Genomic DNA, 863 nt, shown 5'->3' with positions numbered 1-863 from the left:
CTGATTTCGCCAGTTTCTTGTAGCAGGTCAGTGCCGCCGCGAGGGTGAGGAAGGCGAGGAAGTGGGTGGCCTTGCGGTCGTAGCGGATGTTGAGCCGGTGGTAGCCGGTCAGCCACGAGATGGTGCGCTCGATGACCCAGCGGTGGCGGCCGAGGCGCTGCGAGGATTCGATGCCCTTGCGGGCGATCCGGACGGTGATGCCGCGGGCGCGTACCCATCGCCGCAGTTCTGCGGTGTCGTAGGCCTTGTCGGCGTGCAGCTTGCCGGGTTTGCATCGGCGCGGCCCGCGGCGGGATCGGATCGCGGGTATGGCTTGCACGAGCGGTTTCAGCGCTTCGGCATCGTTAGTGTTGGCCGCCGAAACGCCTACCGACAGCGGGATTCCGCAGCGGTCGGACAACACATGGATCTTCGAGCCCGTCTTGCCGCGGTCGACCGGGCTCGGCCCGGTCGAAGGGCCCCTTTTTTCGCTCGCACCGACGCCGCGTCGATCACCGCCCGCGACCAGTCGATCAAGCCTTGGCTACCCAGCTCATCGAGCACAGCCCGGTGTAACCGCCGCCAGAGGCCGGCCTCGGTCCAGACCGTGAACCGGCGATGCGCCGTCGGCACCGAGACGCCGAACGACGGCGGCAACATCCGCCACGCACACCCGCTGGCCAGCACATACACCACCGCCGTGAACACCGCCCGCTGATCGACCGGCGCGGTGCCTCCACCCTGCGCACGAGGGCTGAACTCCGGCAACAGCGGCTCCACCAACTCCCACAACTCGTCCGGCACCAACCGCTTGGACAACTCGTCGATCACGACCGAACATCATGCGACACAACCAATTCCGACACACCCGAAACGGCCCACAA

At 66.9% G+C, this 863-nt stretch carries 1 protein-coding gene; it reads right to left on the bottom strand.

Features of this window, described 5'->3' with window-relative positions; translation table 11 throughout:
* Positions 1 to 810 (bottom strand): IS5 family transposase gene (locus NA4_RS39950; RefSeq protein WP_373862881.1). Its coding sequence is split into 2 segments (ribosomal slippage), with 808 coding nucleotides annotated over them: positions 1 to 451 and positions 454 to 810; the frame shifts between segments, so codons are not numbered across the junction. This gene is flagged as partial in the annotation.
* Between the last annotated feature and the right edge of the window lie 53 nt (positions 811 to 863).

This window comes from Nocardia amamiensis NBRC 102102, assembly GCF_001612745.1.
In the GTDB taxonomy this organism is placed as follows: Bacteria; Actinomycetota; Actinomycetes; order Mycobacteriales; family Mycobacteriaceae; genus Nocardia; species Nocardia amamiensis.
Note: the sequence above shows the minus strand (reverse complement) of the source record. Positions and strands in the feature narration are given on the sequence as shown.